At 60.8% G+C, this 12,809-nt stretch carries 15 protein-coding genes; 2 read left to right on the plus strand and 13 right to left on the minus strand.

Annotation, left to right across the window (positions count from 1 at the left end):
• Positions 1–19: 19 nt before the first annotated feature.
• The gene (gene modB / locus ACINK1_RS05800; protein ID WP_376800537.1) at positions 20–715 is read left to right on the plus strand and encodes a molybdate ABC transporter permease subunit; all 696 of its coding nucleotides are present in this window, start codon (positions 20–22) and stop codon (positions 713–715) included.
• On the plus strand, positions 708–1,352 hold the full coding sequence (gene modC, locus ACINK1_RS05805; protein WP_376800538.1) for a molybdenum ABC transporter ATP-binding protein: 645 nt from the start codon (positions 708–710) through the stop codon (positions 1,350–1,352). The genes modB and modC overlap by 8 nt, the downstream gene beginning before the upstream one ends.
• A gap of 3 nt (positions 1,353–1,355) precedes the next feature.
• Here the strand turns inward: modC and ACINK1_RS05810 are convergent, their stop codons facing one another.
• From ACINK1_RS05810 to ACINK1_RS05870, 13 genes are all read right to left on the minus strand, one after another.
• Positions 1,356–2,213 (minus strand): carbon-nitrogen hydrolase family protein, encoded by an 858-nt coding sequence (locus tag ACINK1_RS05810; protein WP_376800539.1) that lies wholly within the window; start codon positions 2,211–2,213, stop codon positions 1,356–1,358.
• A gap of 74 nt (positions 2,214–2,287) precedes the next feature.
• Positions 2,288–2,992, minus strand: coding sequence for an ABC transporter ATP-binding protein (locus ACINK1_RS05815; RefSeq protein WP_376800540.1), 705 nt, complete (start codon positions 2,990–2,992; stop codon positions 2,288–2,290).
• Positions 2,992–3,717: an ABC transporter ATP-binding protein gene (locus tag ACINK1_RS05820; protein ID WP_376800541.1), complete on the minus strand. Its 726-nt coding sequence runs from the start codon at positions 3,715–3,717 to the stop codon at positions 2,992–2,994. The genes ACINK1_RS05815 and ACINK1_RS05820 overlap by 1 nt, the downstream gene beginning before the upstream one ends.
• Positions 3,714–4,721 (minus strand): branched-chain amino acid ABC transporter permease, encoded by a 1,008-nt coding sequence (locus ACINK1_RS05825; protein WP_376800542.1) that lies wholly within the window; start codon positions 4,719–4,721, stop codon positions 3,714–3,716. The genes ACINK1_RS05820 and ACINK1_RS05825 overlap by 4 nt, the downstream gene beginning before the upstream one ends.
• A gap of 14 nt (positions 4,722–4,735) precedes the next feature.
• Complete coding sequence (locus tag ACINK1_RS05830; RefSeq protein ID WP_376800543.1) at positions 4,736–5,605, minus strand: branched-chain amino acid ABC transporter permease; 870 nt, start codon at positions 5,603–5,605, stop codon at positions 4,736–4,738.
• Between the two features lie 85 nt (positions 5,606–5,690).
• The gene (locus ACINK1_RS05835) at positions 5,691–6,620 is read right to left on the minus strand and encodes a hypothetical protein (protein WP_376800544.1); all 930 of its coding nucleotides are present in this window, start codon (positions 6,618–6,620) and stop codon (positions 5,691–5,693) included.
• Between the two features lie 4 nt (positions 6,621–6,624).
• The gene (locus ACINK1_RS05840; RefSeq protein ID WP_376800545.1) at positions 6,625–7,881 is read right to left on the minus strand and encodes an ABC transporter substrate-binding protein; all 1,257 of its coding nucleotides are present in this window, start codon (positions 7,879–7,881) and stop codon (positions 6,625–6,627) included.
• Positions 7,882–8,013: 132 nt separating this feature from the next.
• A complete protein-coding gene (locus ACINK1_RS05845; RefSeq protein WP_395760027.1) occupies positions 8,014–8,658 on the minus strand; it encodes a hypothetical protein in 645 nt (214 codons plus the stop codon).
• Between the two features lie 123 nt (positions 8,659–8,781).
• On the minus strand, positions 8,782–9,420 hold the full coding sequence (locus tag ACINK1_RS05850; protein ID WP_376800547.1) for an SCO family protein: 639 nt from the start codon (positions 9,418–9,420) through the stop codon (positions 8,782–8,784).
• A 95-nt stretch (positions 9,421–9,515) separates the two neighbouring features.
• Positions 9,516–10,022 carry a hypothetical protein gene (locus tag ACINK1_RS05855; RefSeq protein ID WP_376800548.1) on the minus strand — a complete coding sequence of 169 codons (507 nt, stop codon included), beginning with the start codon at positions 10,020–10,022 and terminating at the stop codon, positions 9,516–9,518.
• 18 nt (positions 10,023–10,040) lie between these two features.
• Positions 10,041–10,475 (minus strand): hypothetical protein, encoded by a 435-nt coding sequence (locus tag ACINK1_RS05860; protein WP_376800549.1) that lies wholly within the window; start codon positions 10,473–10,475, stop codon positions 10,041–10,043.
• A gap of 236 nt (positions 10,476–10,711) precedes the next feature.
• Positions 10,712–11,122 (minus strand): cytochrome c family protein, encoded by a 411-nt coding sequence (locus ACINK1_RS05865; protein WP_376800550.1) that lies wholly within the window; start codon positions 11,120–11,122, stop codon positions 10,712–10,714.
• A gap of 159 nt (positions 11,123–11,281) precedes the next feature.
• Positions 11,282–12,670 (minus strand): tetratricopeptide repeat protein, encoded by a 1,389-nt coding sequence (locus ACINK1_RS05870; RefSeq protein WP_376803722.1) that lies wholly within the window; start codon positions 12,668–12,670, stop codon positions 11,282–11,284.
• Positions 12,671–12,809: the final 139 nt, after the last annotated feature.

A 12,809-nucleotide genomic window follows, 5' to 3' on the forward strand; every position in this document is an offset into this window, starting at 1 on the left:
ACGAACCGGCAGGCACCTGATGGGCCTCAGCAGCGAGGAATGGACGGCGGTTACGCTGACGCTAAGGGTGGCGCTGGTTGCATGCTTGTGCGCGCTGCCCGTTGCCATCGCTGTCGCCTACCTGCTCGCAAGGCGCAACTTCCCCGGCAAGGCACTGCTTGATGCGCTGGTCTATCTGCCGCTGGTCCTGCCGCCGGTTGTCACTGGCTATGCACTGCTGATCCTCTTCGGGCGCAAGGGCGTGATTGGGGCCTGGCTTGAGCAGTTCGGCATCGTGCTGGCGTTCCGCTGGACGGGCGCGGCACTGGCTGCCGCGGTCATGGCGTTCCCGCTGATGGTGCGTGCGATCAGGCTGGCGTTCGAAAGCGCTGAAACGCGCCTTGAGCAGGCAGCCTCTACTCTGGGGGCTGGGCCTTTCTGGCGGTTTTTGACCATCACTTTGCCGCTTGCCTTCCCGGGGATACTCGCCGGTTTTATCCTTGCCTTCGCCAAGGCGCTCGGCGAATTTGGCGCAACAATCACCTTCGTCTCGAATATCCCGGGCGAGACCCAGACGATTGCAACCGCCATCTACACGCTGATTGATATTCCCGGTGGCGAAGCGCGCGCTTTGCGCCTGGCTGCCGTGTCGCTGGTGATTTCCTTTCTGGCGCTGCTTGCCTCGGATGTCCTGTCGCGGCGTGCGGCCCCGGGCAGACGGCTATCCCATGATTGAAATCGCGGTTGAAAAGCGGCTTGGCTCCTTCAATCTGGATATCAGCCTGCGATTGGGCGAGCGGGTAACGGCGATCTTCGGTCCGTCCGGTGCCGGCAAGACGACACTGCTCAGCCTTGTTGCGGGCCTGATGACGCCTGAGCGCGGGCGGATCGTGGTTGAGGGGCGAGCGCTCTTTGACAGCCATGGTGGAATTAACCTGCCCTCCCATCGCCGACGCATCGGTTATGTTTTTCAGGACATACGGCTCTTCCCGCATCTGAATGTCGCTGCCAATCTTGATTACGGGCGGCGCGCACTTGGCCTTCCAAGGCAGGCGGCCGAGATGGAGCGGGTGACGGCGCTGCTCGATATTGGACGTCTGCTGAAGCGCAGGCCGTCAACGCTTTCAGGAGGTGAGGCGGCGCGGGTTGCCATCGGGCGGGCGCTCCTCGGCAAGCCTTGTCTGCTGCTCCTCGATGAACCGCTTGCTTCGCTTGATGCGGCCCGCAAGCACGATATCCTGCCCTATCTCCGGCGCCTTGCTGACGAGGGTGGCGTACCGATGCTCTATGTGTCGCATGCCGAGGAAGAGGTGCGCCAGCTCGCCCAGCGTATTGTGCGGATTGATAATGGGCTGGTATCAAGCGCTGACTGACGCCTATTCCGCTGCAATCAATCGTGACTTCATGGCTTCGCGACCGATGATGCGGTGCTGGTCAACGGGCATGTCGCGGCGCACCCGCTCGATCATCGCCTTGTCGAGCCTGGCGGTGACGATGCCCGGCCCGTCGGACGCCTTGGCGATGACATGCCCCCACGGATCGGCAGCCAGCGAGTGACCGTATGTCAAACGCTTGTCGCCGCGCGCGGAGGTGAAGAAACCGCATTGACCGGCAGCAAGCACATAGGCCTGCGTTTCGATGGCGCGCGCGCGCAACAGCACGTCCCAGTGATCCTTGCCGGTCTGGACGGTGAAGCTTGAGGGTACAGCGATGACGTTGGCGCCGGCATCCACAAGGGCCTGGAAGAGTTCAGCAAAGCGCAGATCGTAGCAGATGGTGCAGCCGATGCGGAAACCCTCGCAATCATAGGTGACGATGTCGCGGCCGCCGCGAATGGTGGCGGATTCACGGTATTCGACGCCGTCGGGCGTAACGATATCGAAAAGATGGATCTTGCGGTAACGCGCCACTTCCTTGCCGTCGCGGTTGAAGACGCAGGTGGTGTTGTAGACGCGCTCCTCGCCGGGTATGGCCTCCAGCAAACTGCCGGCATGAATCCAGATGCGGTGGCGGATGGCAAGCTGCCGGATGGCCTCATAGGCCTCACCGCCCGGCACCTGATCGGCGTGGGCAATTTTGTCCTTCGTGCCACCGCCTGCCCAGTTGAAATGCTCGGGCAGGAGAATCCAGTCGGGTTTTTCACTGGCCACCGCCTGGTCGATGAGGCGGCTTGCCTCGGCGATGTTGGCGGCCTTATCCGAGACCGAATTCATCTGGATCAGGGCGATTTTCATGGGTCCGGCTCCGCAGTATACGAGTTGGGAGATGACTGTGATGCGCGTCATCGCGCCGGTCAATATCAGCCTGGCTACAGCCCGAGATAGGCCTGCCGCACCCGATCATCGCCCAGCACCGCTGCGCCGCTGCCAGAGAGGACGATGCGTCCATTCTCCAGCACGTAGGCATATGCCGACAGCTTCAGCGATTGCGCGACGTTCTGTTCAACCAGAATGCAGGTCAGTCCCGATTGGCTGAGGCTGCCGATGGTGGCGAGCATGTCGCTGACCAGGGCAGGCGAGAGACCAAGCGAGGGCTCGTCGAACATGATCAGTTCCGGCTCGCCCATCAGGCAGCGGCCGATTGCCAGCATCTGCTGTTCTCCGCCCGACATCGTGCCGGCATTCTGCCGGCGCCGTTCGCTGAGGCGCGGGAACATGGTGTAGACGCGCTCAAGGTTGCGCTTCCTGCTGGCGCGGGCGCGCGGGAGCATGGCGCCCATCGCGAGGTTTTCCTCGACCGTCAGCGTCGGAAAGACCTGGCGACCCTCGGCGACCTGGCCGATGCCAAGATCGCACACCTGATGACCGGGAAGACCGGTGATGATGCGCTCCTTGTAGCTGATTTCGCCCGAAGCTGCGCTCAGCATGCCGGCGATGGTGCGGATGAGCGTGGTCTTGCCGGCGCCGTTAGCCCCGACGATGGCCGTGATGCTGCCGGCGGGGACGTCGAGCGAGACGTTATCCAATGCTTGCGCATCACCATAGAAAACAGAGAGGTTGCGAATGCTGAGCATCAGCTGGCAACCTCCGTTCCAAGGTAGCTTTCAATCACCTTGGGGTGGCGGGCAATCTCTTCAAGGCGCCCGGCGGCGATGGTCGCGCCATGGTTGAGAACATGGACATGGTCAGCAAGGGCAGCGACCGCGCGCATGACATGTTCGATCAGGAGCAGCGTGACGCCTGCTGCGGCGACATTGCGCAGGATGGCGACGATGCGATCAATCTCGCTCGGCCTGAGGCCGGCCATCACCTCGTCAAGCAGCAGCAGGCGCGGCGATGTGGCAAGGGCGCGCGCCACTTCGAGGCGCTTGCGGTCAGGCAAAGTGAGGGAGGATGCACGTTCAGCGCGGCGCGGGGCGAGATCGAGCTGGCGCAGGACATCGTCGGCATGGCGATGGGCGGCATCCATGTCGGCGCAATGCAGCATGGCGCCGATGACGACATTTTCATGGACGGTCATGGCCGGAAACGGGCGAACGATCTGGAAGGTGCGTGCCAGGCCACGCCTGCAGATGAGATGGGGCGCCAGGCCGTCGATACGCTCACCGCCGAAGATGATCCTGCCCTGATCGGGCTTGAGCGCACCGGAAATGAGATTGAAGAGCGTTGTCTTGCCGGCGCCATTGGGGCCGATGAGCGCGAAGATGCGACCTGCCTCGACCTGAAGCGAAACCTCATCTAGCGCCACCAGACCGCGGAAGCGATGCGTGATCCCCTGCACCTGCAGCAGCGCGGTCATCGGAGTGCTCTCGGGGCGAGGCCCAGACGACGCGACAGGCCAGGCCACACGCCGTTGGCATTGGTGGAGATGATCACCATCAGCAGCGCGCCGTAGGCCAGAAGGCTGGCGCCAGGTACGGCGTGACCGACAAGCCGCTCGGTGAGCGCGATCAATATCTGCCCGAGGGGGGTGAGGATCAGGGCGCCGATGACCGGGCCCATGAGCGTTCCCAGCCCGCCGACAATCGGCCCCATGATCATGATGATGGAGCGCGAGACGTCGAACGCATCGCTGGGGAAGAGGTTGCGCTGGTAAAACGCATAAAAGACCCCGGCAAGCGACGTGATGGCGGCTGACACGATGATGGCCGCAAGTTTTGCCCGGTAGATATCGATGCCGAGCGCGCGCGCTGCTTCCGGCTCCTCGCGGATGGCAAGCCATTCATGGCCGAGGCGCGAGGCACGCAGGGCCGCAGCCGCCACAAAGCTTGTGATCGCCAGCCCGAGCATCAGATAGTAAAATTGCAAAGGTCCGCCGGACAACGTCCACAGCCCCGCATCGGCTGCCGGTATCAGCGGGATGAACAGGCCGGCTGCGCCGCCGCCGCCGGCCCAGTTATCAAAGGCAATACGGGCCATTTCAGCAAAGGCGATGGTGAGGAGCGCAAAGTAAACGCCGCCGATGTCATAGCGAAAGGCAAGCCAGCCGATGACAATGCCGCAGGCACAGGCGATGCCCATCGCCGGCACGGCCGCAAGCCAGGGTGGAATGCCATAGTTGACCCATAACAGAGCTGCGACATAGCCGCCGATACCGCTGTAGAGGCAATGGCCAAGCGAAAGCTGGCCGCAGAAACCCATCATGATGTTCCATGCCTGCCCGACGGCGGCGTACCAAAATACGAGGATCATGATCGACATCAGGTAGCGATCAAGGAAGGCCGGGCCGAGAATGAGCGCTCCGACAAGACCCAGAAATGCCAGACGCTGGCGGCGGTCAAGCTGGCCCAAGAGGCGGTGCAAGGTCGGATGCATGATTATCCGCCCTTTCCAAACAAACCTTGCGGGCGCAGCACCAGCACCAGGACAAGCACCGCGAATGACGCCAGCGATTTCATTGACGGCGCCATCACCAGCGAGGACAACGCCTCGGCCACCCCAATGAGAATGCCGGCAAACAGCGCACCGATCAGCGAGCCCAGCCCGCCGACGATGACGACCGTGAAGGCGAGCAAGGTCATGCCCGGCGCCAGGGAGGGATTGGGATCGATGATCGCCGTCTGCATGGCGCCGGCCGCCCCGACGCAGGCCAGACCCAGCCCGAAGGTGAGCGCATAAAGGCGTCGGGTATCAAGGCCGACAATTGCTGCAGCCAGACGATTGTCGGCGCAGGCGCGAATGGCGGTACCGGTGTCGGTGAGGCGAAAGAAGGCAAGCAGCATCAGGGCGACAACAAGCGAGCCGATGGCGGCATAGACGCGCACCGCGTCAATGATGAGAGGGCCGGCGAGCCAGCTGTCGAGCGAGTATGACAGCTCGGCGTGACGCGCCTCAGGGCCAAAGATCATCAGGCAGCCATTCACCAGCACAATCGCCAGCCCGACCATGAGGATGAACTGGTCATGCTCGGCGCGGGCAACGAAGGAATTGATGAGCGCGCGCTGGAGCAGGTAGCCAACGCCAAAGAACAGCGCCGCAATTGGCAGGGCGGCCAGGAAGGGATCAAGTTTGAGCCAGAAAAACAGCAGATAGGCGATATACATGGCGAGCACGGCGAATTCACCATGAGCGAAGTTGACCACCCGGACGATGCCGAAGATGACCGACAGTCCAAGCGCCATGAGCCCGTAGACGAGCCCGGTCAGAACACCCTGGACGATGACACTGGCTGAGAGCGTTAGTGACATGATGACGGGCCGCAAATGTGAGATGGGCTTGATGTGTGCCGGGCTTAATCCATTGCCGTGCCTGCGCGCAACCGTCGCCCGGGCACTAGCGCGTTTTGGTACTGCGTCCGCGCGGTTCAATGTTGAGGACAAGCCGGCAGCGACCGGACGCGCCGACGGTGCGGCAGCGATTGCCGGATGTCACGGCGTGGCGCTTGCGCCCACGCCATTTTCTCGGTGGCGCGGGGCCTTCCACCGCTTCAGGGAGTGCGTCGGATGGCGCGGCGATTTTGGGGGCGGCGGGGCGGGCGGCGATAGCGGCGAGGAGAGCGATGGGGGCTGCGAGTGTCTGCTCGCTCTCGGTATCTATTCTGGCGCTCGTGAGGCTTGCCGCTTCCGGCGTCGATGCCCCCTGGCAGGTGGCAGCGCAGACCTGGTCCTTGGCCTGACGCCGGGCAAGAGTGATCGATATATAGTCTTCGATTGCGGGTGCGGCATCGGCGACATCGACGGCGCCGCCATATGCTTTGCGCAATTCAGCGATCAGTGATTGGCGGTCGAGCTCCGGCGCCGGGCAGGTCCTGACGCAGGCATTGATGCGCTCAGCCGCCGGGGCAATCGCCTCGCTCGCCAGAGGTGGTGTAATCGGCTGCCCGGTCGCGTCGCGCAGGCGGCCATCGCCGGTTACTTCGAGAACATGATGACCCTGCTGGCAGATTTCTCGGTCAAACGACAAGGGCGCCAGCTGGAATCGCGGAACGGCTCCGGTGACGGTTGGCAAAGGGCCACGCTCGGGATGGGGAACGGCGCGCACGATCGCATACTTCACATCATGGCCGCAGCGATTGAGGATAGCGCCGTGAAAGCGGCAGGTATCGCCGGTTTTCTCAACCGATTTCAGCCGCTCGACGGCCAGGCACGCCTCCTGCGCATCAGCCGGCATCGCCGCCAGGCCGACGGTCAATCCAAACGCCGCAATGACGGCGATGGATAGCCGCGCCGATGGTGAGCCGCGAGCCGGCATCGTTGCTGTCACCAATTCAGCTCCGGCCCTGCCAGCCTGGCATCGGCATGACCGGCGCTGTAGTGGCGATATCGGCTGGAAGCACGACCGTCGGGGTCCGCTTGATGTTCTGGACGCTGACAGACGCAATATTGGGATTTTGTCCCTTCGCGTCGAAAGTGATCGGCCCACCGGTCATCACATGCTCAGTGATATTCGAGGCGCGAATGGCTGCCATCAATTCGGGTCCGTTACTGGTGCCGGCGCGCTTGAAGGCGTCGGCGGCGATAAGGAAAGCTTCAAAAGTAAAGCCGGCGTTGAGACAGTCGACCGCGAAGCGGTTGCTCGGATTGGCCTTGGCAAAGGCTTTTTCGAGCGCGCTCGTCATTGCCGATTTCGGATTTACCCAGGGAACGTTGTAAATCATGAAATCTGACAGCGGGCCGAGCGTCTGGAAAAACTCCTCATCATATAAGCCGGGTGAACCGGGCGATATGATGGCCTTGGGCTCAAAGCGCTGGCGCACCATGTCGCGCACCAGTTTGACCGCATCGCCCGCGCGAGTGACGACCATGACGATGTCCGGGCTGAGCGAGCGCAGGCGGGTGACTTCGACCGACAGATCCTGGGCACGCGGATCATAGGCAATCGAGTCAAGCAGCTTGAACGGCAGGTTTGCCTTGGGAAAGAGGGCATCCATGGCGCCGCGCTGGGCGGTGCCGAAGGTGTCGTTGGCATGAAGAAAGACAGCGCTCTGGTAGCTGAGTTTCTGCGCATCGAGAAGTGATGCGATCAATTTCAGGCCGTTTGCCACCAGTTGGCCACCAGTCTGGAAATTGCGGACCAGGAACTGGTAGCCCTGTTCGGTCAGTTGCGGGGCAGCGGCGATGTTGACGATGAACGGAACCTTGCGCTGCTCGCAGACCTGGGCGATTGCCAGCGCAGCGCCTGATTCAAAAGGGCCAACGAGGGCCTGCGCGCCCTCGTTGATGGCGCGTTCGGCCTGCGTGCGGGCGGTTTCGACATTGCTTTCAGTGTCGATGTGAACGATCTCGATCGCGTGGCCCAGATCGGTCAGAAGGGCCTGGGCCGCCAGGGCGCCGCGATGACAGCTTTGTCCGGCAGGTGCGAGGAAACCAGATCGTGGCAGCAGGCTGGCGACGCGCAATGATTTTGCCTGGGCGCGCGTGGCCGGTGGAGCGGCAAGCGTGGCGAGGCTGAGAGTTGTGCCTGCAAGCAGAAGGGTGCGCCGGTCAACACGCGCGGCGCCGAAGTGTGGTCCTGATCGTGACATGTGCCATCCTCCCCGGTTGTGTCTGGAGGGATGTTAGGCGTCGAAGACGCGGGCGGCAATCACCCCGAAGCGGCGACAGGCTGACAGCCGATGTATGCCCGCACCCGCCGCATGCGTGAGAATAAACGGCTGCTACATCGCCGGTTTCTGGCGATCTTCCAGTTTTTCAAAAACGAGTGCTGCCAGATATCCGTAAATGACGTGGCCAACGAGGCTCATATAGGACAATTCGCCGCCCTCGCCGAGGAGGTAAAAGGACAGCCCGGCAATCGGCGCCATCAGGCCGAGCGCGAAGAACCACGTGAAATTGCCCCAGCTGATGCAATTGGCAATACGCTCATCGCGGTTGATCAGGCGGCTGAAGACGAGAGCGATGACGGCAGTCAGAAACATGAACTTTGCCGGCGTAAACATGCCTGCGCTGATGTCGCGGAAAATACTGAAGCTGAAGGTTATGATCACGATGGCATCGAGAATGACCGGCCAGCGCGGGACATGGCGCGATACAGCGAAATATATGATCGGATAGCCGACGAGACCGATGCCATAATGGACAGCCTCGCGGAACAGGCGTGGCAGATTAAGACCTGCCAGATGTTGGGCCAGCGCATCGAGAAGACCTGCAGGTTCCAGCGGGTAGCCGACGATGAGCGGGGTGAACAGACGCGCCCAGCACTCCCAGACAAAAAGGCCGATCGCCCCGCCAATGACCAGATTGATGATGGTTCTGGTGGAGGGAATGATGAGAGATGAAGGGGCGGGCGTCTGCATGCTCATGACTTTCCGGCAAGTCGCGAAGGATTTCAACCCAGCCGTGCCGCAGGCAGGGAGTTGCAAAAATATTCCATATATATCTGGCACATATGGTGATGGCGCTGAACTTGGTAGTAGGCAGGATCGTTATTTCACGTAGCGGTCAAGATTGCGCGCGATCTTTTCGGGGTCAGAATTGTTGGGAAAAAGGGTAACGAATTTGCCGTCCGGTCCCATGAGGAACATCAGTGTTCCGTGGTCGATGATGTAAGGGTGGCCGTTGCTGGACGGATGCAGCAATTTATGGCGCTGCACACGGTAGGCGCGGGCGGCGGCTTCGACTTCGGCGACGCTGCCGGTGAGGCCAATGAGGTTTGGATTGAAATTGGCGACATAGGCCGACAGCACTGCCGGGGTGTCGATTTCGGGGTCAACGCTGATAAACAGAGGCTGGATTTTTTCAGCCGTTGCCGGCGATACCATCTGCAGCGCTGCCGTCATGTTGGCCATGTCAATCGGACAGAGGTCGGCGCAACTGGTAAATCCGAAATAGACGAGCAGATAATGACCGCGATAGGTCTCGTCGGTAACCCGGTTGCCACGATGATCGGTGAGCGTGAATTTGCCGCCAAAGCGGTTGGCGAGCGGGTCGCGCGCCAGGTTATCGGCATCCTCCTTGTCGGACGTCGGTGGCACGGCGATATGGGGCCCAGTGCCATGCGCGAACAGGGGCGATGCCAGCAGAGCGCTGGCAATAACAGCGAACACGGCCATGATACGAGACATAGCGGTCTGATTCCTATGCAGGCTTGCGTTCAAACGACGAACTATTATCCAGCGGTGCCAGCCCGAGCCATGTAAGCGGTGTTTTGCGCTCAATCTTACGGCTTGGGCGCAAGCCCCGGAATGCCCAGGGGGCCGCTTTTCTTGACGATTTCGACGACCAGCGGATCCTTGCGGAACCATTCGTCGGATTCGCCGTTCCTGGCCTTCCACGCAACCTCGAAGCCGTCGGCATCCTTCCAGTCCGCGCTGCCAGCAGCACGATAGCGCTGAACGAACAGCAAGGGCATTTTTGGATTCTTGATCAGCAGGCCATCCACTTCGATCGGCTTGGCGCAGAAGGGCAGAACCGATTCATTGGCATTGGCAAAAAGCGGCGGGCCCTTGGCAATGAGATAAATCGTGCTGTCGTCGGTCTTGAGACCAAGAACACGTTTACCCTCGCCGCATTCCTTGGTGCAATTGCCCGTCAGCTCACAGACGATATCGACGATCTGTCCCTTGAGAACGATCTCGTTTTCATATTGCGCGCCGACGCTTTCTGCAGCGAACGTCAACGACGGAGCGGAAACCGCCAGCGCGAGGCCAAGAAACAGATAACGCATTCTTCGCGATCCCCTCAATCAATTGCCAAACGGCAAGATGCCATGCTCATCATGGGTCAGGTTCACAACCCCTTTGTCGTCAGCGACCTGCGAGACAAGAATATACTTGACGCCATTGCGCTCGAGCAACTCGCCATCAGCCGTTACGTGGTGGGCCTGGATGGTGAGAAGCTTGTTATTGATGATCGTGTTCGTATCCTCATTAATCTTCAAAACGACGTAAAATTCGCCGTCATCGCCCTTGATCGATACCGGAACACCGCCCGCCGCGCACCAGACCGAGCACTGATAATGGGCGGTGCCATAGGCGTACATGATTTCGGAGACCGAGCAGAACGTGTCGACGATCTCACCCTTGACCTGCACCTGCTTGCCGGCGGCTTGGGCAGGCAGGGACAGCGAGGCAAAGCCAAAAGCTGCGAACGCAAGGCCCAGGTAACGGCGCGTCTTCATTTCCAGTTCCTTTTCGTGTCCAAGCGCATTTCGTATCCAAGCGCAGCTGACGACCTGTCTGTCAGCTTCAATAGGCTCAAGTTAAATCCAAAGAGACACTCATGCCAACTCACTTCTCTACACACGCGCGTGACAAACGGATACTGCTTCCCTGTTTGCCGTCAAGAGACCAATGTGGGCGTCAAGACTGGGTCGTTCGCCGCGCGCGTATTCGCGAATGCGCCTATGTGTTCACATTATTGCGATTTCTTGCCGTCGGCGCCGTACTGCTTGAGGAAAGCGATCAGATCAGGGATCTGCTGTTCGTTCTTGATGCCGGGGAACGTCATCTTGGTGCCAGGCACATCACCGCGGGGATCGACGATATATTTGCGAAACACTTCTTCCGTCCACACCCGGTCAAGTGCCTTGAATGCGTCTGAATAATTGTAATTTACGGCTGTTGCCGCCTTGCGGCCAATAACGCCGTTAAGCTGCGGTCCGACCAGATTTTTGGCCGTTTCGCCGATCTGGTGACAGGCGCGGCAGGGCGCGAAGACCTTGGCACCGGCTTCGGCATTGCCTTCCTGAGCGTGAGCGGCAAAGGAGGAGATCGTTGACAGGAGGGCGGCGGCAGCGAGGGACCGCAGGCGATGGGCAACGGGCATATTCAGCAAACTCCATGCGAGTAGAAAGGGGGGTGAGCGTAACTCACGGCGCTTTGAGACATAAAAGCAGAAAATTGCAGGTGTATAAATCCCCTGAATGAAACAGGCGGGACGACAGGCTGCCTCGCCTATAACATCGCTGCGTGTTCGAGCCTATTCCTAATGATGCGTAGCTGCGGGCAAGGCTTCCATCAGCAGAGCACCGATGCGCGCCGACTGGTCGCGAGCTGATTGCAGACGGCCCAGACGCGAGGATGCGAAGCGGTTTCTGGAGCGCGCAGACAGGCGCGCCTTCAAAATTTTCTCCGCCCGGTCAAGATCGCCCGAGCGCAGCAGGGCTTCAAGGGTCACCTGCTCGAAGACGTCGCGCTGGGCGTGGCTGCCGCCCATGATCTGGCGCAGATCGCGGCCGCGCATTAAATGCCGGGCAGCACTTTGATATCTGCCGGCAGCAAAGTCGACGAGCCCCTGGGCGATATGAGCGCCGGTCTGTTCAGCGACCCGGCTGTTGTAACAGGAGCCGGACTGCGCATCAGCCAGCATGGTTGCAACCAGTTTGTTGGCACAATCAAGCCGCTTGCCGCCGAGAAGGGCCAGCAGATAATGGAGGTCGGCAAACACCAGCTGACCATCATTCACCCGGCGTGAAGCAATATCCGCCAGTTCGCTCCAGCGATCACCAACGTCGACGCCTTCAAGTTCGAGGCGCTGGAGAATGGATGCGCCGTTGGCGACGTCGCGAAAATCGTCGGTGTGATCACGGCGTATCGCGCCATCGTGAAGGGCGAGCACTTCGTTGACGCGTCCAAGCTCGAGAGCAAACAGGGCGCGATGCCAATGAATATGATAGCCGAAATTGTTGCAGTGCTCGTAATGAGCCGCACCGCCGAGCCACGCATAGCCTTCTTCCGCGCGCCCGTTCATCTCGAGAACATGGGCAACGGCGTGAAGCCCCCAGGCATCGCGCGGCGCCAGTGCAACCGCCTGCCTTCCGGTCGTCTCGGCTTCGCGGTAGCGGCCATTTTCCTCCAGCGCGAAAGCGCGGCATCCGAAGATGTAGCCGGCGAATGGCGTGTCATCGGTGAAATGCGATGCGGCCTTGTCGATGCCGTGCAGCATACCCTTCAAATCGCCAATCATGAAGCGAATGGCGTGTGCCAGTTTGATAGCCATGGCATCAAGAGGATAAAGGCTGGCGATGCTTTCCAGGCAGTCGACGGCCAGGATGATGTTGCCGTCGAGCCAATGGCGCAGCGCATCAATGTAGCTGCTTTCGCGGGCATTCGGGGGCTGGATTTTTGCTGCGGCCTCGGCCTGCGCCAGACACTGCCTGGCGAACTGGGTCATCTCGCTGCGCGCCAGCGTCAGCACCATCAGACCCTTGAGCGCGTAGGCCTGCGCGAAATGAGGGTCCTCGGCCAGAACGATCGCCAGCGCTTCGGGCGTGCGCTTGGCGTGGGCGAGCATCGCCTCGGTCGTTTCATCCCAAGCCAGCGCGGCCTGCGGCGAGCTGATCGTTGTGGCATTTCCCAGAATGTCGCGACGCATGGTGTCTCCCCTTTCCGACGGGACCGACGAGGGGAGATAAATATTCTCCCGACGATGTAACGCGGCGAAACTTATCCCCGACTATATGAACGGATAAGAAAAAGGGAACTGGCAAAATGAACACGCTTGCGTGAAAATG

Origin of the sequence: Raskinella chloraquaticus (SeqCode) (genome assembly GCF_021731865.1) — a bacterium.
Classification (GTDB): Bacteria; Pseudomonadota; Alphaproteobacteria; order Rhizobiales; family UBA4765; genus Raskinella; species Raskinella chloraquaticus.